Annotated in this window: 19 protein-coding genes; 6 read left to right on the top strand and 13 right to left on the bottom strand. The window is 69.4% G+C overall.

Going from position 1 to position 17,213, the window contains the following annotated elements:
- The 5 genes from NS334_RS05680 to NS334_RS05660 all read right to left on the bottom strand — a co-directional run.
- Positions 1 to 283: PepSY-associated TM helix domain-containing protein (locus NS334_RS05680; protein WP_193753010.1), on the bottom strand; the 283-nt coding region annotated here is incomplete at its 3' end.
- A gap of 46 nt (positions 284 to 329) precedes the next feature.
- Positions 330 to 686 carry a DUF2946 family protein gene (locus NS334_RS05675; RefSeq protein WP_058755008.1) on the bottom strand — a complete coding sequence of 119 codons (357 nt, stop codon included), beginning with the start codon at positions 684 to 686 and terminating at the stop codon, positions 330 to 332.
- Between the two features lie 133 nt (positions 687 to 819).
- Positions 820 to 1,290, bottom strand: a complete 471-nt coding sequence (locus NS334_RS05670; protein ID WP_058755007.1) for an OsmC family protein — start codon at positions 1,288 to 1,290, stop codon at positions 820 to 822.
- Entirely contained in the window at positions 1,287 to 3,227 is a 1,941-nt protein-coding gene (locus tag NS334_RS05665; RefSeq protein WP_058755006.1) for an OPT family oligopeptide transporter, read from the bottom strand. The genes NS334_RS05670 and NS334_RS05665 overlap by 4 nt, the downstream gene beginning before the upstream one ends.
- Positions 3,228 to 3,369: 142 nt before the next feature.
- Positions 3,370 to 4,185 carry a DUF6454 family protein gene (locus NS334_RS05660; protein ID WP_058755005.1) on the bottom strand — a complete coding sequence of 272 codons (816 nt, stop codon included), beginning with the start codon at positions 4,183 to 4,185 and terminating at the stop codon, positions 3,370 to 3,372.
- 113 nt (positions 4,186 to 4,298) lie between these two features.
- Here NS334_RS05660 and NS334_RS05655 point away from each other — a divergent pair, with 113 nt between their 5' ends.
- From NS334_RS05655 to NS334_RS05645, 3 genes are all read left to right on the top strand, one after another.
- Positions 4,299 to 4,793 (top strand): GNAT family N-acetyltransferase, encoded by a 495-nt coding sequence (locus NS334_RS05655; protein ID WP_058755004.1) that lies wholly within the window; start codon positions 4,299 to 4,301, stop codon positions 4,791 to 4,793.
- A 348-nt stretch (positions 4,794 to 5,141) separates the two neighbouring features.
- Entirely contained in the window at positions 5,142 to 6,428 is a 1,287-nt protein-coding gene (locus tag NS334_RS05650; protein ID WP_058755003.1) for a homoserine dehydrogenase, read from the top strand.
- 183 nt (positions 6,429 to 6,611) lie between these two features.
- A complete protein-coding gene (locus NS334_RS05645; protein WP_058755002.1) occupies positions 6,612 to 7,838 on the top strand; it encodes a threonine synthase in 1,227 nt (408 codons plus the stop codon).
- Between the two features lie 162 nt (positions 7,839 to 8,000).
- On the opposite strand, the gene ruvC is transcribed toward NS334_RS05645, so the two are convergent.
- The 3 genes from ruvC to NS334_RS05630 form a co-directional block, all read right to left on the bottom strand.
- Positions 8,001 to 8,507 carry a crossover junction endodeoxyribonuclease RuvC gene (gene ruvC / locus NS334_RS05640; RefSeq protein WP_058755001.1) on the bottom strand — a complete coding sequence of 169 codons (507 nt, stop codon included), beginning with the start codon at positions 8,505 to 8,507 and terminating at the stop codon, positions 8,001 to 8,003.
- A 254-nt stretch (positions 8,508 to 8,761) separates the two neighbouring features.
- A complete protein-coding gene (locus NS334_RS05635) occupies positions 8,762 to 9,505 on the bottom strand; it encodes a YebC/PmpR family DNA-binding transcriptional regulator (protein WP_058755000.1) in 744 nt (247 codons plus the stop codon).
- Positions 9,506 to 9,534: 29 nt separating this feature from the next.
- On the bottom strand, positions 9,535 to 10,077 hold the full coding sequence (locus NS334_RS05630; protein WP_058754999.1) for a DUF1003 domain-containing protein: 543 nt from the start codon (positions 10,075 to 10,077) through the stop codon (positions 9,535 to 9,537).
- Positions 10,078 to 10,175: 98 nt separating this feature from the next.
- Between NS334_RS05630 and NS334_RS05625 the strand changes: the two genes are divergently transcribed.
- Together NS334_RS05625 and bamE are read left to right on the top strand one after the other, a co-directional pair.
- A complete protein-coding gene (locus tag NS334_RS05625) occupies positions 10,176 to 11,639 on the top strand; it encodes an ATP-binding protein (protein ID WP_058754998.1) in 1,464 nt (487 codons plus the stop codon).
- A gap of 56 nt (positions 11,640 to 11,695) precedes the next feature.
- Entirely contained in the window at positions 11,696 to 12,055 is a 360-nt protein-coding gene (bamE, locus tag NS334_RS19410; RefSeq protein ID WP_428835039.1) for an outer membrane protein assembly factor BamE domain-containing protein, read from the top strand.
- 138 nt (positions 12,056 to 12,193) lie between these two features.
- Here the strand turns inward: bamE and NS334_RS05620 are convergent, their stop codons facing one another.
- Both NS334_RS05620 and murA read right to left on the bottom strand, forming a co-directional pair.
- Positions 12,194 to 12,424, bottom strand: a complete 231-nt coding sequence (locus NS334_RS05620) for a hypothetical protein (protein ID WP_153002607.1) — start codon at positions 12,422 to 12,424, stop codon at positions 12,194 to 12,196.
- 153 nt (positions 12,425 to 12,577) lie between these two features.
- Positions 12,578 to 13,861 (bottom strand): UDP-N-acetylglucosamine 1-carboxyvinyltransferase, encoded by a 1,284-nt coding sequence (gene murA / locus NS334_RS05615; RefSeq protein ID WP_058754996.1) that lies wholly within the window; start codon positions 13,859 to 13,861, stop codon positions 12,578 to 12,580.
- A gap of 136 nt (positions 13,862 to 13,997) precedes the next feature.
- On the opposite strand from murA, the gene NS334_RS05610 reads away from it, so the two are divergent.
- Positions 13,998 to 14,738, top strand: a complete 741-nt coding sequence (locus NS334_RS05610) for a Crp/Fnr family transcriptional regulator (RefSeq protein WP_058754995.1) — start codon at positions 13,998 to 14,000, stop codon at positions 14,736 to 14,738.
- A 2-nt stretch (positions 14,739 to 14,740) separates the two neighbouring features.
- On the opposite strand, the gene pgmG is transcribed toward NS334_RS05610, so the two are convergent.
- The 3 genes from pgmG to NS334_RS05595 are packed head-to-tail and all read right to left on the bottom strand — an operon-like array spanning position 14,741 to position 17,167.
- The gene (gene pgmG, locus NS334_RS05605) at positions 14,741 to 16,111 is read right to left on the bottom strand and encodes a phosphoglucomutase/phosphomannomutase PgmG (protein ID WP_058754994.1); all 1,371 of its coding nucleotides are present in this window, start codon (positions 16,109 to 16,111) and stop codon (positions 14,741 to 14,743) included.
- Entirely contained in the window at positions 16,108 to 16,365 is a 258-nt protein-coding gene (locus NS334_RS05600) for a J domain-containing protein (protein ID WP_058754993.1), read from the bottom strand. The genes pgmG and NS334_RS05600 overlap by 4 nt, the downstream gene beginning before the upstream one ends.
- A 7-nt stretch (positions 16,366 to 16,372) precedes the next feature.
- Complete coding sequence (locus NS334_RS05595; protein WP_058754992.1) at positions 16,373 to 17,167, bottom strand: division plane positioning ATPase MipZ; 795 nt, start codon at positions 17,165 to 17,167, stop codon at positions 16,373 to 16,375.
- Between the last annotated feature and the right edge of the window lie 46 nt (positions 17,168 to 17,213).

Genomic DNA, 17,213 nt, shown 5'->3' with positions numbered 1-17,213 from the left:
CGTCGGCGGCGGGGTCGGCGGGCTTCTCGACCTGCGTGACCTGTCCGCCGACCGCCGCGCCGACGCGGGTGGCGAGTGTCTCCACCGGCAGGCGCGCGGCCGGCGTCACGTGGATCCAGTCGGCATAGACCAGCCGCTCGATCTCGGGCTTGTAGAGGTACAGCGCGCCGGTCACCGCCAGCCACAGCAGGAACGGCAGCACCAGCACGCCGGCGACGAAGTGCCAGCGCCACACCGCGCGCTGGAGGTCGGCCGCGCGCATTGCGGCTCGGGAAACGGACATGACGATCATCCTCGATCGGCCCGCGCGGGCGGGCCGTAATGGTGGTTCAGCGGATCGAGGAGAAAGCGGGGGGTGCGCGGAGCGGTGGTCGCCATCGGCGCACGGTCCGCGCGGGCGGCGGCGTGGGGCGGATGGCCGAGACCAGCGTGCGCGCGAACGGACTGGCGAGCAGCAGCACGGCGGCGAGGATCGTGGTGGCCAGCGTGACGGCGGCGAAGGCGCAGGGCTTGGCGAAACCGTCGTGGTCCGGCGCCTTGTCATGCGCATGGCCGTGCGACGCGACGATGCCGGGGCAGGCGACGATCGCGACCCGCCCATCGGCGACGTGCGGCATGAAACCGACCGGCACCATCAGTCGCACCAGAACCGCCAGCGCGGCCAGCCAGTGCAGACGCGCGCGCATCACGCCCTCATCGCGTCACGACAGGCACGGCAGCATGCGCACGCCGGGGCGCCAAACGGCATACCCCGGGCTGCGTCGCCGTACCCGTCATGACGAGATGGTGGATCATCGCGGCCAGCCTAACGCGGCATGGTTAACGCTTCCATAGCCCGGTGGTGTTGATGACCGCCTCATGGCGGACGGGGAAGGCGAGCGATCGCGCGATGAAGCACCGCCGTCCGGCGTCGTCGTGCAAGCGTGTCGCTAGCGCCTCGTCGCCGTCCGCGATCGTCACCTGTGGCCGCAGCGTCGCTTCGGTGATCCGTCCGTTGCCCTCGGCATCCAGCGTCAGCACCGCATCGGCCTCGTCGCGATAGTGGGTCACGACGATCCCGGCGTCGGCGCACAGATGCAGATACCAGAGCTGATGACACGCGCTGATCGCGCCGAGCAGCAATTCCTCGGGGTTCCAGCGTGTCGCGTCGCCCCGAAAGCGCGGATCGGACGACCCGGCGATGACGCTCGCCTTACCCTCGGCGGACAATTCATGGTCGCGCGCATAGGCGGTGTAGCCGGCGGTGCCGGCGCCGCGGTCGCCGGTCCAGCGCAGCCGGACGCGGGTCATGCCGCGTGCAGCCGCCGGGTGCGCCGGTACAGCCACCATGCCACCAGCGCGAACACCAGTGTCCCGGCGATCAGCGCGCGGGCCTCCGCCCCCTCGACCAGCGCCAGTGGCGTCTCGGTGCCGGATTCGTAGACGATGCCCGCGAACACGACATTCCACAGGCTCTCGCCGACGATCATCCCGGTCGCGGTCAGCACGCCCAGCCGCTTCGAGCCCTCGGCATTGGCGCGGCGGTCGGCGGCCTTGTCATAGACATGGCCGATCACCGCGCCGACCACGACGGTCAGCGTCGCGCTCATCGGCAGATAGATGCCCAGCCCGACGCCGAGCGGCGGCAGCCGCATCCGGCCGGCGCGCCCCAGCGCCTCGTCCAGCGCGATCGCGCCGACGCCGACCAGCGCCCCCCAGCCGATCATCGTCCAGTTCAGATTCCCGCCCAGCACACCCTGCGCCAGCGCGGAGATCAGCGCCGCCTGCGGCGCGGCCAGCGCGTTCGGCCCCGCGCCCGGCATCCCGGCGAACCCGAACGACGTGTAGAGCAATTGCATCACCGGCGGGACCACGACAGAACCGAATCCGACGCCGATCACGAGCGCCACCTGCTGCTTCCACGGCGTCGCGCCGACCAGTTGCCCGGTCTTCAGATCCTGGAGATTGTCGTTGGAGATCGTCGCGACCCCGAAGACGATGCCCGTGACGATCAGCGCATAGGCGACCAGCGCCTGCGTCTGGTCGGCCGGTCCGCCGCGCCCGAACAGCCCGACCAGCAATGTCGCGGCGGCGATCACCGACAGGATGCCGATCCCCGACACCGGCGAGTTCGACGCGCCGATCAAACCGGCCATATAGCCGCACACCGCCGCGATCACGAGGCCGATGACCGCGACGAAGATCAGGCTGCCCGCGACCAGCGCCACTTCGTTGCCCGCCAGCGGGCCGCCCGCGACCACCGAATGCAGCAGCACCGCGATCGGCACCAGCATCGCCGCGCTGATCGCGGCGACCACCCCGATCGGCAGGTCGCGCTCCTCCAGCGCGACGCTGGCGCCACGCTGCGCCGACATGGCGGCGCGCAGGCCGCCGATCACCGGCCCGGCGATCCGCAGCAGCGTCCAGATCGCGGCGACCCCGATCACCCCCGCGCCGAAGAAGCGCACGTCGCTGCGAAACACGCCGCCGGCCCAGGCGGCGACGTCGCCGGCCTGCGGTGCGGCGGCGGTCAGGATCGGCAGCACGATCCACCAGCCGACCGCGACGCCCAGCAGGATCGCCATGCCCGCCGACAGGCCGATCAGATGCCCCGCGCCCAGCAGCGCGAACGACAGCCCGGCGCTGATCCCGGTCGCCCCGGCGCCGACACGGAAGAAGTGCGTCGCCTCGGCCGCGATCAGCTTCGTCTGGGTCAGGATCGAGAAGCCGGCGCTCGCCAGCGTGCTGGCGATGATCGCCGACAGGCCCTTGGCGCTTTCCGCCCCGCCCTGGCGGCTTTCCTCACCGACCTTCAGCACCTCGGCGGCGGCCCGGCCCTCCGGATAGGGGAGCGGCGAATCGACGACCAGCGCGCGGCGTAGCGGCACCGAGAACATCACCCCCAGCACGCCGCCGGTGCCGGTGATCGCGGCGGTGGTCAGGAACGGGAATCCCTGCCACCAGCCGATCATGACCAGCCCGGGCAGCACGAAGATGATCGCCGCCAGCGTCCCCGCCGCGGAGGCGACGGTCTGGACGATGTTGTTCTCCAGGATCGATGAATCGCGAAAGGCGCGCAGCACCGCCATCGAGATGACCGCGGCCGGGATCGAGGTGGCGAAGGTCAGCCCGATCTTCAGACCCAGGTAGACGTTGGCGGCGGTGAACAGCAAGGTGATGAGCCCGCCGAGGAGCACGCCGCGCAGCGTGAGTTCGGCAGGGGACGGGGAAGCGGCGGTGGACGTCATGGCGATCAGCTTGGCACAGGCACGCGCCGCGCGACAGGGGCGGGGTGTCGAAACGGGTAGATGGACGCGCGTTGGATCACGCACGCCGCCTTCCGCTCGCTGAATTCGTCGAAGCGTGGCGGTGCGCGGCTGCCCGACGCGCTCAGGTGGCGGTTGTCACCGGCGCATCCAGTCGGAAATGGAACAGCCGGCTGGGGCCGTCCTCGGGCACCAGGTACAGGTCGCGTCCCTCGATCGCCATGCCCTCGCCGGTATAGGTGCCCGCGATCGGCCCGATCGACCCGGCGTGGAGCACGCGGCGCACCGTCATCGTCCGCGCGTCGATCATGTCGACGCTGCCGCTCCACCACGACTGCGCGCCGCTGGCGACGAGCGTGCCGTCGATCAGCTTGATGTCCTGGAAACGGGTGCGGGACGGATTGCGCACGACATGTACGCGCGAGAGGTCCGAGAGATCGGCGACGTAGAACAGGCGGCTGTCCCAATTGCCGGCGATCAGTCGCCCCCGCGCGACCGCGACGCAGCCGAGGTGGTCCGCCACGCGGATGCGACGGCGCACGTGCAAGGTCGCGGCATCGATCTCCAGCAGCACCGACGAACTGTCCGGACGCAGCTCGGCGACCGGAACCCAGATCGAGTCACCGTCGATCGAGATGCCGCCGGGGTGAAAGCGTGCGCCGTCGGTCAGCTCGATCCGGCGCACGATGCGCCCGCTCGCGCGGTCGAATTCGTGAAGATAGCCCCGCCCGTGCCGTCGATCGACCGAGGTGATCCACAGCCGCCGCGCGCCGAGCGCCAGCCCCTGGACGTGGAACAGCTCACCTGTCAGCGGCCGTGTCCCCTGGAACTGCGTCCCCTCGATCGAGTGGGCGAACGGGTCGGGCGCGGCGGCGACCGACAGGCTCCACAAGGCGAGCAGCATCAGGCTCAGCCCCGATCGCATCGAACGGCGGATCATCAGACGTCGTCCCCCCGGCCAACCCGGCACCGGGCACGGCATGACAGGCTTCCGTGTCAGTACGGCTGAACTTATGTTGCCGTTCGATGTTGGCCGCGGTTATCCTCCGGTCGATGAAGATCCGCCCCGCCAGCGCAGCCGATGGCGACCGGCTCGCCGCCCTGCTGCTGCCGGTGATTCGCGCGGGCGAGAGCTATGCGCTGCCGCGCGACATGAGCGCGGCGGCGGCGCTCGCTTACTGGTGCGCGCCGGAAAAGGACGCCTTCGTGGTCGAGGACGACGGTGGCGCGATTGTGGGCAGCTATCATCTTCGCGCCAATCAGGCTGGCGGCGGCGATCATGTCGCCAATGCCGGCTATGTCGTCGCCGGGGCGGCGCGCGGGCGTGGCGTGGCGCGCGCCATGGCGACGCACTCCTTCGAGCATGCGCGGGCGCGGGGCTTTCGCGCGATGCAGTTCAACTTCGTGATCGCCAGCAATACGCGCGCGGTGGACCTTTGGCAGTCGCTGGGGTTCGCGATCGTCGGGCGCCTGCCGGGCGCATTCCGTCATCCGGCACTGGGCGATGTCGATGCGCTGGTGATGTTCCGGTCGCTGGTGGATCGGTGAGGTTCGCCGGGGGGAGCGGCCCGCCGACCGCTCTCCCCCATCCTGCCGCTGCCGGTCCGACCGGCTGCATCCTGTCCTGTGGTGTGCTCCAGCGCGCTCTCTGTCGGAGCGTCGAATCACTGCCTAGATGAACGGGAGCCGAAAAAAAAGCCGGGCAAGGCCCGGCTGTAAAAGTTTTTAGGAGAGGATGCCTGAAAGGCACGGCGTTTGTGCATCGCACCACGATTGAACGCAAGTGCAATATAAAGCGCCGATGATTGCAATGATTGCAATCGTCGTTACTGACCCTCGCTCGACAGTCCGCGCGCAACCGCCTAGCAGCACAGGTCAGTGACACGGAGGGTGAAGATGGCGCAGGCGTTGCGGGTGGCGTTGGCGGGGCTGGGGACGGTCGGCGGCGGGGTGATCCGCGTGCTGGACGAGAACCGCGAGCTGATTACGCGCCGCGCCGGCCGTCCGATCGAGGTGGTCGCGGTGTCCGCGCGCGACCGTGCCAAGAATCGCGGCGTCGATCTCTCGCGCTTTGCCTGGGTCGACGATACCGCCTCGCTGGCGGAGGCCGAGGCGGACGTGGTGGTCGAACTGATCGGCGGGTCGGACGGCCCGGCGCTGGCGCTGGCGCGGCGCACGCTGGCGGCGGGCAAGGGGTTCGTCACCGCCAACAAGGCGATGCTGGCGCATCACGGTCTGGAACTGGCGCGCGCGGCGGAGGCGGCCGGCCAGCCGCTGAAGTTCGAGGCGGCGGTCGCGGGCGGCATCCCTGTCATCAAGGGGCTGCGCGAGGGCGCGGCGGCCAATGCGATCGCGCGCGTCTACGGCATTTTGAACGGTACCTGCAATTTCATCGTATCGAAGATGGAAGCCGAGGGACGCGACTTCGCCGAGGTGCTGGCCGAGGCGCAGGCGCTGGGCTTCGCCGAGGCGGATCCGTCGTTCGACATCGATGGCGTGGACGCCGCGCACAAGCTGTCGATCCTCGCCAGCCTCGCCTTCGGGACGGCGCCCGCGTTCGGCGATGTGGCGATCAGCGGGATCCGCCACCTGCTGGCCGCCGATATCGCCGAGGCGGCGGCGCTCGGCTATCGTGTGCGGCTGGTCGGCGTCGCGGAGGCCGACGCGCACGGGCTGTTCCAGCGCGTCCACGCGCATCTGGTCCCCAACGACCATCCGCTCGCGCATGTCACGGGCGCGACCAATGCGGTCGTCGCGGAGGGCAATTTCGTCGGTCGCCTGCTGTTCCAGGGCGCGGGCGCGGGCGAGGGGCCGACCGCCAGCGCGGTGGTCGCCGACCTGATCGACATCGCGCGCGGCGAGTTCGGACCTCCCTACGCCATGCCCGCCGACGCGCTGGCGACGAGCGGCGCGGCCGACAGCGGCGAGCGGCGCGGGCGCGCCTATCTGCGCTTCGCGGTCGCCGACCGGGTGGGGGTACTGGCCGAGATCGCGGCGGCGATGCGCGACGCGGGCGTCTCGATCGAAAGCCTGATCCAGCGCGGCGCGAATGGCGACGGCAGCGTGCTGGTCGCGATCGTCACCCATGAGGGGCCGGAACGCTGCGTCGCGGCGGCACTGGAACGGTTGCGCGGGTCGCAGAGCCTGATGGGCGAGCCGATGTGGATGCATATCCTGGGGTGAGGTGAGGGCGTCTATCGTCGCCCCCACACCCGCAGCCGTCATTCCCCCGGAGGCGGCAATCCCGAGCCTCTGGCCTTGCGAATCTTGCGAAGAGCTGCGCGTCTGGATCCCCGCTTGCGGGGGGATGACGGAGCGGAGGGGGCGGGGTGGCAGTGACGGGACGTGCGCGGTAAACCGCCTGCCATGAACGATAATCTTTCCGCCGATCGCCCGACGTTCGTCACCCACCTCGAATGTTCGCTGACCGGTGAGTGCTACGCGGCCGAGCAGCTCTACAATCTGTCGCGCGCGGGGCGCCCGCTGCTGGTGCGATACGATCTCGACGCGGTCCGCGCCGCCGTGCCGCGCGAGGCGCTGGCGGCGCGCGCCACCGATCTGTGGCGGTGGCGCGAACTGCTGCCGGTACGGCACACGCGCAACGTCGTCAGCCTGGGCGAGATCGAGACACCGCTGATCCCGATCCCGGGCAGCAGCGGCGCGCCCACTGTCTGGGTGAAGGACGAGGGCCGGCTGCCGACCGGCAGTTTCAAGGCGCGCGGACTCGTGATGGCGGTCGCGATGGCGAAGGAACTCGGCGTCACGCGAATCGCGATGCCGACCAACGGCAATGCCGGCGCCGCGCTTGCCGCCTATGCAACGCGCGTCGGGATCGAGACGATCGTCTTCTGCCCCGACGACACGCCCGAGGTGAACGTGCGCGAGATCGCGGCGCAGGGCGCGCGGGTGTGGCGCGTCAACGGCCTGATCGACGATTGCGGCGCGATCGTCGGCAAGGGGGCGGCGGAAGGACGCTGGTTCGACTTCTCGACCCTGAAGGAGCCGTACCGGATCGAGGGCAAGAAAACGATGGGGCTGGAACTGGCCGCGCAGCTCGGCTGGCGACTGCCGAAGGCGATCTTCTACCCGACCGGCGGCGGCACCGGGTTGATCGGGATGTGGAAGGCGTTCGAGGAACTGGAGCGGCTCGGCTGGATCGGTCCGGAACGGCCGCGCATGTTCGCGGTGCAGGCGGCGGGATGCGCGCCGATCGTGCGCGCCTTCGAAGCGGGCGAGGAGCACGCCGAACGCTGGGAGGACGCGCACACGATCGCGGCCGGCATCCGCGTACCGCGCGCGGTCGGCGACTTCCTGATCCTGCGCGCGGTGCGCGAGAGCGGCGGCAGGGCGGTGGCGGTCGGCGACCCGGCGATCGTCAAGGCGGTTGACGATTGCGCGCGACGCGACGGGCTGCTGCTCTGCCCGGAAGGTGGCGCGACGCTGGCCGCCTATCGACAGGCGCTGCGCGACAGGTTGGTGGATGAGGACGAGGAGGTCGTGCTGTTCAATTGCGCGACAGGGCTGAAATATCCGCTGCCGGCGGCGGACCAGCGGCTCGACCGGCACGGGGCGATCGACTTCGACGTGCTGTAAATGAGGCACATCGCAACGGTGAACGCTTAGATTGCGCTCTCATAGATCGGCGGGATGATCGGAAAGCCAGCCGGGCCATTGCTGCCACCTTCAACGAGCGTCCCCTTATCAACAAGTCCCGTCTTTCCGTCGCAGCGGGACTGATGGACGCGGGCGGCGGCGTTACGCGCCCGCCCGCGCGCGCCGCATCATTCCTTGCGCGCTGGCGACATGGTGGGCGTGGCAGATCGCCACCGCCAGCGCATCGGCCGCGTCGGGGCCGGCCAGCTTGGCGCCGGGCAGCAGGACCGCCATCATCGCCTGAATCTGTCGCTTCTCCGCGCCGCCGGTGCCGACCACCGCCTTCTTGACGGTCGAGGGGTGATATTCGCCGATCGTCAGCCCCGCGCCGCTCGCCGCCAGCAGCACGACGCCGCGCGCCTGCCCCAGCTTCAGCGTCGATTGCGCATTGGTGTTGCCCAGCACTTCCTCGACCGCCGCCTCGTCGGGGCGCTCGGCGCGCAGCACGTCGAGCAGCGCGGCGTAGAGGTTCGCGAGCCGGCGCGGGAGCGGCATCGACGGATCGGTGCGGATCTGGCCGTTGGCGACGTGGCTCAGGCGGTTGCCCTCGGCGCGGATGACGCCCCAGCCGGTCGTGCCGAGGCCGGGGTCGAGGCCGAGGATGATCATGATGTCGGCACGCGAAGACGCAAAGACGCGAAGAAGGTTGGTTCGCGCAGAGGCGCAGAGGCGCAGAGCGGCTCCGCCGGGGACAAGCGCCGCGCGTCAGCGCAGATGTCGCACTCCGCTGCTTGTGAGTGAAAGCCGCTGCGCGGCATCGCAACCTCTCTGCGCCTCCGCGCCTCTGCGAGAACAAAATCTTCTCGGCTTCGCGTGAACGCCGGCGGAGGCAAGCGCGCGCCGCACGCCCCCCGCCGATACCATCACCCCAGCTTCGCCATCACCTCGTCGGACACTTCGTAATTGCCCCACACGGTCTGCACATCGTCGTCGTCGTCCAGCGCGTCGATCAGCTTGAACAAGGTCGCGGCATCCGCCTCGCTGACCTCGACCATCGTCTGCGGACGCCATGCCAGCTTCGCGCCCTCGGCCTCGCCCAGCACCGGCTCCAGCGCCTTAGCGACTTCGTGGAGCGACGCCTGTTCGGTCCAGATCTCATGGCCTTCCTCGGTCGAGGTCACGTCCTCGGCCCCGGCCTCCAGCGCGGCCTCGAACACCTTCTCGGCGTCGCCCGCGCTCGCCGGATAATTGATGAGGCCCATCCGGTCGAAGCCGTGGCTGACCGAACCGCTCGCGCCCAGATTGCCGCCGTTCTTCGACACCGCGGTGCGCACGTTGGTCGCGGTGCGGTTGCGGTTGTCGGACAGCGCCTCGATGATCAGGCTCACCCCGCCGGGGCCGAAGCCCTCGTAGCGGATTTCCTCGTAATTTTCGGTATCGCCCTTCGACGCCTTGTCGATCGCGCGCTGGATATTGTCCTTGGGCATCGACTGCGCCTTGGCGGCGTTCACCGCCGCGCGCAGGCGCGGGTTCATGTCGGGATCGGGCATCCCCATCTTCGCCGCCACGGTGATTTCGCGGCTGAGCTTGGAGAACATGCCGGAGCGCTTCTTATCCTGCGCGCCCTTGCGGTGCATGATGTTCTTGAACTTGGAATGGCCTGCCATGATCGCCTCTGACGGATAATCCTCCGCCTTTAGGCGCTGGGACCGCCATTCGCCAAGCGGTCGATTTTCGCCTCCAGCGTCGCCAGCCGTTCCGCCACGATCAGGTCGAGCTTCTCGTGGAGCCGCAATATCTCCAGCTCGGCCCGCAGATTGGTCTCGTAATCCAGGCTTGCCGCCAGCCGATCCTTCGCCGCCTGCCGGTTCTGGCTCATCATGATGACCGGCGCCTGCACCGCCGCCAGCGTCGACAGCATCAGGTTGAGGAAGATGTAGGGATAGGGATCGAACTGCATCCCGAAATGCTCGAGCACGTCGGTGTTCAGCAGCATCCAGCCGAACAGCACCACCGTGAAGCCGATGATGAACCCCCACGACCCGCCGACCGCCGCGACCTTGTCCGCCAGGCGATCGCCGAAACTGGCGCGCAGATCGGCCTCGTCGGCGGCGTCGCGGCTGACCGTGGTGCCAGCGTCCATCATGTCGAGGACGCGGCGTTCCTCGGCATCCAGCGAATGCTGCGGCTTGCCGAGCAGGCGCAGCGCGAGGTCGGCGATCGGTTGACGGTGTGCCATGCGCGGCTCCTTTCGTAACGCGTGCGCTGTAGCGGCGCGCCGGGCGCGCGCAAAGCGCTTGCTCAACCCGCCCCTGATCGGCCAAACGGGGCGCGATCATGACCGTCAGCGTAGACATGGGGCACGACGAGCGCGGCGCGCCCGTGACCATGGACCTCGAAGAACTGCTCGCCACCCGATTGCTCGTCCAGGGCAATTCCGGGTCCGGCAAGTCGCACCTGCTGCGCCGCCTGCTCGAGCGGAGCGCGGGGCAGGTGCAGCAGGTGGTGATCGACCCCGAGGGCGATTTCGTCACCCTGTCCGAGCGTTACGGCCATGTCGTGATCGAGGGCGCGGATTATGCCGAGCGCGAGCTGACGCGGATCGCCGCCCGCCTGCGCGAACATCGCGCCAGCGTCGTGCTGAGCCTCGAGGGACTGGAGGCGGAGGGGCAGATGCGCTGCGCCGCCGGTTTCCTGAACGCCTTGTTCGATGCGCCGCGCGAGCATTGGTATCCGGCGCTGGTGGTGGTCGACGAGGCGCAATTGTTCGCGCCGACCACCGGCGGCGAAGTCGCGGAAGAGGTGCGGCGCGCGTCGCTGTCCGCGATGACCAACCTGATGTGTCGCGGGCGCAAGCGCGGCCTGGCCGGCGTGATCGCGACGCAGCGGCTGGCGAAGCTGGCCAAGAACGTCGCGGCGGAGGCCAGCAACTTCCTGATGGGGCGCACCTTCCTCGACATCGACATGGCGCGCGCCGCCGATCTGCTCGGGATGGAGCGGCGACAGGCCGAATCGATCCGCGATCTGGCGCGCGGCACGTTCATGGCGCTGGGGCCGGCGGTGTCGCGGCGCCCGATCACGGTGAAGATCGGCACGGTGGAGACGCAGGCGCGCAGCGGCAGCCCGAAGCTGGTCCCGTTGCCGCAGGCCGATTCGGTCGACCTGCAATCCTTGCTCGACGTGACCCCGGAGGCCGCGCCGACGCTACCGATGACCTTCGACCCGCGCCCGCGCCGCGTGCCGGCCGAGGAATTGCTGTCGGATATCGAAACGCCCGCCGCGCCGTCGGTTCCTGCCCCGTCGCTGCCCGACCGCAACGAGGAAGAGGTCGAGGCGGTCTATGCCGAGGTGCTGCGCGCGATCGTCACCGATGGCGAGAGCGCCGGGCGGCCGGCGGCGGTATTGTATCAGGATTTCCAGGTCCGCTGCCGCATGGCGGGGATCGCCCGGCCCGCGCTCGATCTGCCCGCGTTCAGCCGCCGCTTGTCGTGCGCGCGCGCCGGCATCTTTGATCCCCATGCCGAGGAATGGGCGAGCGTGCTGGCGCTGGCGGGCGGGCTGCCTGACGACATGCTGGGCGCGTTCCTGCTGGTCGCCAAGGCCGCGCGCGACGGCGCGCCGTGCCCGTCCGACGTCGCGATTGCGGAGACCTATGGCACCAGCTCGATCGGGCGCGTGAAGCGGCTGATCGGCTATATCGAGAGCCGCGACCTGTTCGTGACCCGGACCGACATGGCGGGCAAGCGCTCGATCACGATCCCGCATCTGGGGTGGACGACGGCGGCCGCCGAGGCGGCGTGAAGGTGGGGGGTGGGCGACCGGTGACCGGGCGTTCGCACTTTCGCCCATTTGCGGACATGCAATGCTCGTGCGAGCATCCCTCGATGCGAGCCCTTAACCTAGCCACCCTGCTAGTCGCCGGTTGTTCTCCCGGCGTAACCTTCGATCAGGCTAAGTGGCGGAGTGCTGATCTCACGGGTCGTGATCGCGCTGATATGCTGCCCGACTTTCTCGCGCGACACGTACTCAAAGGTATGCCGCGTCAACAGGTTGTCGCCCTTCTCGGGCCACCCACAACGACGGACAAGTGGCGCGGAGCGGATATGATTTACGTCCTAGGGAACGATGGTTCGATGTTCCCCATCGACAACGAATGGTTGTTCATAAAGCTGGATCGTCACGGCCGCGTGGCATCGTTCGAGCGCGGGACGGATTGATGTCCAACGTCCGCTAGCCACCAAACCCCGTCATTCCCGCGCCCAGATCTGTGGCGTTTCACCTCCTTGCGACGCCCCACGCGTCTGGATCCCACCCACGCGGTAACGACGATGCCGGCACCGGGCGCGCTTACGCTCTCAAAACGGCGCGCAGGCGCGGCGGCATTGCATCCCCTTGATCGTCAGCACGAGATGGCCCAGCCGCTCGCGCACCAGTCCTTCGTCGAGAAGCTGCCGGATCGATGCCGGATCGTGCCCGCGCGAGATGATGAGCGACGCGCCGGCACTGCGCGCGGTCCAGAGGATCCGCTCCAGTTGTTCACCCAGTCGGTCGCGCGGTGAGGCGCTGGTGTTCGCTTGTCCCGGCATCGCGTCCATTCCCACCCCCAAGCGGGTGTGCGGGCGACTCGTGCCGCCGCACTATGGCGACAGGCACCCTTTCGGGTCGCGGCGTCAACCACCCCGCACCGACGTAACCGGAGATGGTTGACGAACCGTTAACGGCTCCCGACGAAGCGAGCGTCAGCCGCCGCCATCGCGCTCGATATCCGCGCCGACCGCCTGCAACTTCTCTTCCAGCCGCTCATACCCGCGATCGAGGTGATACACGCGCGAGACCGAGGTTTCGCCATCCGCGATCAGCCCGGCGATGATGAGGCTCATCGACGCGCGCAGGTCCGTCGCCATCACCGGCGCGCCCGCCAGCTTCTCGACCCCGCGCACCACCGCCGTGCGTCCGCGCACCTGGATGTCCGCCCCCATCCGCGCCAGTTCGGGGACATGCATGTAGCGGTTCTCGAAGATCGTTTCCGTCAGCACGCTTGCCCCGTCGGCGCGGCAGAGCATCGCCATGAACTGCGCCTGCATATCGGTGGCGAAGCCGGGATAGGGGGCGGTGGAGAGGGTGAGCGGCTTCAGCTCCGCCTCCGAGGTGACGAGGATCGAATCGCGCCGCTCCTCGATCCCGACACCCGCTTCGCGCAGCGCGTCGAGCGTCGCGCCCATGTCGCCGGGGGCGACCCCGGTCAGCTCGACCGCGCCGCCCGTCACCGCGACCGCGCAGGCGTAGCTGCCCGCCTCGATCCGGTCGGGCATCACCTTGTAGGTCGCGCCGTGGAGTTCATCGACGCCCTCGATCTCCAGCGTCTCGGTGTCGATCCCCTCGATCCGCGCGCCCATCGCGACCAGGCAGCGGCAGAGGTCGACGATCTCGGGCTCGCGCGCGGCATTCTCGATCCGGCTGCCGCCCTTCGCGGTCACCGCCGCCATCACGACATTCTCGGTCGCGCCGACCGAGACGACCGGAAAGGCATAGCGTCCGCCCTCCAGCCGGCCGCCGGGTGCGGTGGCGGTGACATAGCCCGCGCTCATCTCCAGCTGCGCGCCGATCGCCTCCAGCGCCTTCAGGTGCAGGTCGATCGGGCGGTTGCCGATCGCGCAGCCGCCCGGCAGCGAGACGCGCGCCTGTCCGGCACGGGCCAGGATCGGGCCGAGCACGAGGATCGAGGCGCGCATCTTGCGCACGATGTCATAGGGGGCCTCGGTCGAGGTCAGCTGCCCGGCGCGGATCGTCATCACGCGGCCGAATTCGTCGGGGCGGCTGCCCTCGATCCGGGTCGAGGCGCCCAGCTGGTTGAGGAGATGCCCGAAGCCGTCGACATCGGCGAGGCGCGGCAGGTTGCGCAGCGTCAGCGGCTCGTCGGTCAACAGCGCGCACGGCATCAGCGTGAGAGCGGCGTTCTTCGCGCCGGAGACTGGCAGCTTGCCGTTCAGGCGATTGCCGCCGCGAATGAGAATGCGATCCATCGCACCGCTCTATCCAACCCGGCGCGCCACGCCAAGCGATCGGAGAAAACGCGGTCCAATCTGCCGGTTGATCGGTTTTAATGCGCGTCGGGACCGCGCCCGCGTAACGATCCGGCAAATTGAGGATCAGCATTGCGTGCCAGCGCTTAGTCTCGTCGACCGGATCGGCGCCTTCCTACCCCTTTCGACGACCGAACGCGCCGCCTTGCTCGAACTCACCGAGCGGGAACGCGGCGTGCGGCGCGGCGCGACGCTGGTCCGCCAGAACGAGCGTTCGACGGAGCTGTTCGCGCTGAAGAGCGGAATGATGATGGGCTATGTGCTGCTGGACGACGGCAGCCGGCAGATCGTGCGATTTCTGTTCCCCGGCGACCTGCTGAGCACCAACGTCATCACCTATGGCAAGGCGCACCAGACGCTGGTGGCGGTGGCCGACAGTGTCGTCGCGCCGATCGACCGCGCGCAACTGGTGGAGGCGACGCTGCGCTTTCCCCGGCTCGCGCTGGCGCTGGCCGCGATCGAACAGACCGAGGGCGCGGCGCTGGCCGACCGGCTGGCGGGGATCGCCAAGACCTCGGCGCGGGCGCGGGTCGCGGCGGTGCTGCTCGAACTGCGCGACCGGATGCGGCGCAGCGATCCGGCGATCGGCGACAGCTTCGTGCCCGGCCTGACTCAGGAGGAGATCGGCGATGCGACCGGCCTGACCGCGGTGCACGTCAACCGGATGCTGCGCAAGCTGGAGGATCAGGGGCTGATCGCGCGCATGGCCGGGCGGGTCACGATCCTCGACGAACCGGCGCTGCACCGCGCGGCCGATCGGGTTGACCGGCAGGCGGGGGTCGATCTGTCGTGGTTGCCGGAGACGCGCGAGGCGTAGGGCTATTCGCCGCGCCGCACGCCGTTCTCGGCAAGCTGCGCGTCGATCGCCGCCACCAGTCGCGTGAGCCCGGCTGCGTCGCGCGCCTCGGCGCGCAGCGTCAGCGCCGCCTGCGTGTTCGATGCGCGCATCAGCCACCAGCCGTCGTCGGTGGCGACCCGCACGCCATCGGTGGTGTCGACGCGCGCGTCCGTATCCGCCAGCCGCGCGGCGACCGCCGCGACGATCGCGGTCTTGCGCGCTTCCGGCACCGCGACGCGCCATTCCGGCGTGGCACAGCGTGGCGACAGTTCCGCGCGCAGGTCGGTCAGCGACCGGCCCGACAGATGCACCGCGCGGATCAGCCGCACCGCCGCGTACAGCGCGTCGTCGAATCCGTAATATTCGTGCCCGAAGAAGATATGCCCCGACAATTCCCCGGCCAGCGGCGCGCCGACCTCCTTCATCTTGGTCTTGATCTCGCTGTGTCCGGTCCGCCACATCAGCGCGGTGCCGCCCAGCGCCGCAATCCGCTCGTACAGCGCATCGCTCGATTTCACGTCGGCGACGATCGTGCTGCCCGGCAGTTCGGCCAGCAGCGGCGCGACCAGGAGCGACAGGATTTCGTCGCCCCAGAGCACGCGGCCCTGCGCGTCGACCGCGCCGATCCGGTCGCCGTCGCCATCGAACGCCAGTCCGAAGTCCAGCCGCTTCTCCGCAACCAGCGCCTTCAGATGCGCCAGATTGCGCTCGACGGTCGGATCGGGATGGTGGTTGGGGAAGGTGCCGTCGATATCGCAGAACAGCAGGTGGTGCTCGCCCGGCAGCTCGGCGGTCAGCGCGCGGATCACCTCGCCGGCCGCGCCGTTGCCGGCGTCCCAGCCGATCCGGTAGTGGCCCCCGACATAGCCGGCCAGCAGCCGTCCGACATACAGGTCCCGGACGTCGGCGGTGGTGACGGTGCCGGTGCCCTCCGTCCAGTCGCCCGCTTCGGCCAGCCGCGCCAGGTCGAGCACGTCGTCCCCGAAGAAGCTGTCGCCGTGCAGCACCAGTTTGAAACCATTGTCCTCGGCGGGATTGTGGCTGCCCGTCACCTGGACGCCGCCATCCACCTCCAGCGTCGCGGCGGCATAATAGAGCATCGGTGACGGCCCCAGCCCGACGCGCACCACATCGACGCCTCCCGCCGCCAGCCCGGCGACCAGCGCCGCCTCCAGCATCGGCGAATGGGTGCGCCCGTCATAGCCGACCGCGACGCGACGGCCCCCTGCGCGCCGCACGCGCGTCGCGAAACCGCGCCCGACCGCATATGCGTCCGCCTCGGTCAGCGTGTCGCCGACGCGGCCGCGAATGTCGTATTCGCGCAGGATCTCCGGGTGGAAACGGTGCGTCATCGCGGATCGCGCAGCGCGGCGAGCAAGGTGTCGCGCGCGGCGTTGACGCGCCGCGCCTGCGCGTCGGTGCCGCCGCGATCGGGGTGCAGCTCCCCCATCAGCCGGCGGTGCGCGGCGCGGATCGACGTCTCGTCAGCACTCTTGTCGACGCCCAGCACGCGGCGGGCGTCGGCCAGCGGCGAGCGCTTCCTCGCCGGCTTGCGGAGCAATATCCACACACCCCAGACGATCAGCGCGGCGACGATCCACTTCATCGCGCGCTCACGCCGCCTGCGTCGCGGGCACGTCGGGCAGCGCCAGCGCCGCCATCATCTCACGCAATTCCTGCCGCGCGGCGACGTGGCTCAGCCCCATGCCGCCGAATTCCTTGGCGTCGAGCAGCGTCAGCCCCTTGGGGAACAGTTCGCGATAGATCACGCGCTCGCCCAGCCCGGGGATGATGCGGAAGCCGACGCGCCGCGACAATTGGTCCAGCGCCTCCGACACGCGGCGCATGTTGCGTGCCTCCAGATATTGCAGGCGGTTGCGCAGCACGACCCAGTCGATCGTCGTCCCGTCCTCACGCGCGCGGGCCTTGCGCGCGTCCCAGATCAGCTCCGAATAGAAGCTGGGGCGCACCACCTTGTACGTCTCCGGGTCCACCTGCCCGATCAGGTCGAAGTCGACGAAACTGTCGTTCATCGGCGTGACCAGCGTGTCGGACAATGCGGCGGCGATCCGCGCCGCGGGATCGTCGCGCCCCGGGGTGTCGATCACCAGAAAGTCGTAACCGTTCGTGAAAGCGCGATAATATTCACCGAAATTGCCGTCGGCGCGCCCGTCGCCGGTGGCATGGACCGGCAGCGGCAGATCGATCCCCGCGCGCTTCACCGTCGCCTCGCGATTGTCGAGATAGCGGCCCAGCGTCCGCTGGCGATGATCGAGGTCGATGCACGCCACCCGCGCCCCCTTGGCGGCCAGCGCGATCGCGACGTGCACGGCGGTCGTGGACTTGCCCGTCCCCCCCTTCTCGTTCGCGAACACAATGACATGCGTGCGCGCGCCGTGCCCTTCCATCCCTGTTTCGGACAATTCGTCGCATCCTCGATTGATTGCGTCCCGC

This window comes from Sphingomonas endophytica, assembly GCF_001476895.1.
GTDB lineage: Bacteria > Pseudomonadota > Alphaproteobacteria > Sphingomonadales > Sphingomonadaceae > Sphingomonas > Sphingomonas endophytica_A.
Note: the sequence above shows the minus strand (reverse complement) of the source record. Positions and strands in the feature narration are given on the sequence as shown.

Bases quoted from the DNA above. Each gene is read 5' to 3' on its own strand.
- NS334_RS05655 (WP_058755004.1), top strand. From the start codon at position 4,299: ATGAAGATCCGCCCCGCCAGCGCAGCCGATGGCGACCGGCTCGCCGCC.
- pgmG (WP_058754994.1), bottom strand. From the start codon at position 16,111: ATGACGCACCGTTTCCACCCGGAGATCCTGCGCGAATACGACATTCGC.
- NS334_RS05650 (WP_058755003.1), top strand. From the start codon at position 5,142: ATGGCGCAGGCGTTGCGGGTGGCGTTGGCGGGGCTGGGGACGGTCGGC.
- NS334_RS05600 (WP_058754993.1), bottom strand. From the start codon at position 16,365: ATGAAGTGGATCGTCGCCGCGCTGATCGTCTGGGGTGTGTGGATATTG.
- NS334_RS05620 (WP_153002607.1), bottom strand. From the start codon at position 12,424: ATGCCGGGACAAGCGAACACCAGCGCCTCACCGCGCGACCGACTGGGT.
- NS334_RS05645 (WP_058755002.1), top strand. From the start codon at position 6,612: ATGAACGATAATCTTTCCGCCGATCGCCCGACGTTCGTCACCCACCTC.
- NS334_RS05595 (WP_058754992.1), bottom strand. From the start codon at position 17,167: ATGGAAGGGCACGGCGCGCGCACGCATGTCATTGTGTTCGCGAACGAG.
- NS334_RS05670 (WP_058755007.1), bottom strand. From the start codon at position 1,290: ATGACCCGCGTCCGGCTGCGCTGGACCGGCGACCGCGGCGCCGGCACC.
- NS334_RS05660 (WP_058755005.1), bottom strand. From the start codon at position 4,185: ATGATCCGCCGTTCGATGCGATCGGGGCTGAGCCTGATGCTGCTCGCC.
- murA (WP_058754996.1), bottom strand. From the start codon at position 13,861: ATGGATCGCATTCTCATTCGCGGCGGCAATCGCCTGAACGGCAAGCTG.
- bamE (WP_428835039.1), top strand. From the start codon at position 11,696: ATGCAATGCTCGTGCGAGCATCCCTCGATGCGAGCCCTTAACCTAGCC.
- NS334_RS05675 (WP_058755008.1), bottom strand. From the start codon at position 686: ATGCGCGCGCGTCTGCACTGGCTGGCCGCGCTGGCGGTTCTGGTGCGA.
- NS334_RS05625 (WP_058754998.1), top strand. From the start codon at position 10,176: ATGACCGTCAGCGTAGACATGGGGCACGACGAGCGCGGCGCGCCCGTG.
- NS334_RS05630 (WP_058754999.1), bottom strand. From the start codon at position 10,077: ATGGCACACCGTCAACCGATCGCCGACCTCGCGCTGCGCCTGCTCGGC.
- ruvC (WP_058755001.1), bottom strand. From the start codon at position 8,507: ATGATCATCCTCGGCCTCGACCCCGGCCTCGGCACGACCGGCTGGGGC.
- NS334_RS05635 (WP_058755000.1), bottom strand. From the start codon at position 9,505: ATGGCAGGCCATTCCAAGTTCAAGAACATCATGCACCGCAAGGGCGCG.
- NS334_RS05665 (WP_058755006.1), bottom strand. From the start codon at position 3,227: ATGACGTCCACCGCCGCTTCCCCGTCCCCTGCCGAACTCACGCTGCGC.